5 protein-coding genes are annotated in these 1285 nt (G+C 57.0%); all 5 read left to right on the plus strand.

The genetic code is table 11. The features are described 5' to 3' along the window. Positions 1 to 193, plus strand: a 193-nt coding sequence (locus A2I95_RS39120; RefSeq protein ID WP_291737750.1) for a periplasmic mercury ion-binding protein, incomplete at its 5' end; no start/stop codon positions are given. 22 nt (positions 194 to 215) lie between these two features. Beyond that, the gene (locus A2I95_RS39125) at positions 216 to 527 is read left to right on the plus strand and encodes a hypothetical protein (RefSeq protein ID WP_291737751.1); all 312 of its coding nucleotides are present in this window, start codon (positions 216 to 218) and stop codon (positions 525 to 527) included. An 88-nt stretch (positions 528 to 615) separates the two neighbouring features. Then, a complete protein-coding gene (gene merF, locus A2I95_RS39130) occupies positions 616 to 855 on the plus strand; it encodes a mercury resistance system transport protein MerF (protein WP_027255798.1) in 240 nt (79 codons plus the stop codon). Between the two features lie 3 nt (positions 856 to 858). After that, positions 859 to 1047: a hypothetical protein gene (locus A2I95_RS39135; RefSeq protein ID WP_291737752.1), complete on the plus strand. Its 189-nt coding sequence runs from the start codon at positions 859 to 861 to the stop codon at positions 1045 to 1047. 22 nt (positions 1048 to 1069) lie between these two features. Continuing rightward, complete coding sequence (locus A2I95_RS39140; protein ID WP_291737753.1) at positions 1070 to 1282, plus strand: hypothetical protein; 213 nt, start codon at positions 1070 to 1072, stop codon at positions 1280 to 1282. Positions 1283 to 1285 lie beyond the last annotated feature (3 nt).

Raw genomic sequence — 1285 nt, forward strand, 5'->3', positions numbered from 1 at the left:
TTCCTTTACTGTGGCGGCAGCTATGCGCGGCGTACCCTCCGTCGAGATCGTCGACTTTCTTGAAGGTCAGTCCTGGGGCGAAGGAATTTATGTGGTGGCCTACGACGACCAGGCGGCGGACCCTGACATGATCATCAACGCGGTCCTGGCCAATGGCTACCCGGCTGAAGTCCTTCAGCCTGGCGGTTCCTGAGGCTCGAAGGAAGGGAAAGGCCATGAGTGACAGGCACATGGGAGGTCTTCTGGCCTTCGTCATTGCCGCTCCAGTTATGGTGATCTGTTGCGGAGGCGGTGGTGTTATCCTCACCGTTATACTGGGCGGGCTGAGTGGCTGGCTGTCGGGGCTCGGCTGGATTGCAACTGTGATCGCTGCCGTCGGTGCCATGCTGGTCTTTCGAGAGTTCCAACGGAGACGCCCGGCACACGCCGGCAGCGCGCCAGAAGACACTTGCTGTCGGCATGACGCGCAAGCCAGCCTCGACTCTGCCGAAAACGCGAACCGGCAGCAAAGCGGACGGACTTCGTAGGCCGTCGCTGCAGTGGCCGTGTCCATTTGATCAGGAAAACAGCCTCTTCGCCAGGCGGGTTTTCCGCAGGCTTGGAAACAGAAGATACATGAATACTGAAGAAAAATCCTCGAATGGCCTCCTGAAGGTCGGCCTCATCGGCACGGTCATCGCGGCGCTTTGCTGCTTCACACCTGTTCTTGTCGTCCTCTTCGGCGCCGTCGGACTTGCCGCCGTCGTCGGATACCTGGATTTTGTGCTGCTTCCCGCGCTCGGAATTTTCATCCTGCTGACAATCTACGCACTGTGGCGAAAGAACGCCCGCAATACCCAATCGCAAAGGAACTAGGAGATGATGACCCCTATAGACGATATGATGCCGATGGCGCCGCAAATGATGGGCTGTTGTTATTTCAACTTTTTCGGCGCGGTGTCCTGGATGGCATCAACCACCACGCCGCTGATCGCAATCGGCGCAATCGTCTACCTCCTGACCAAACGATCCGACACAGGGAGCAGTCAGGACTTCTCCCAACCGTAGATTTCGGAACGGCACAGCTGAAATGAAGGTGATTTGTGGCATCACCTTGATCGGACCGGAAGCCGAGGCTCAGATCAACCTGTTCGCCAAGATCATAGACGCCGGACTGACCGCCAACCAGCAAAAGGCGATGATATTCGCCTATCCCAGCTACACCACCGGAACGGTTCGATGGCAAAAAAAACACCCGAGACCACACGGAATGACGGCCCTATTAGGAAGCAAAGGAAGATGATGA

The sequence above is a fragment of the Leisingera sp. F5 genome, assembly GCF_001593695.1.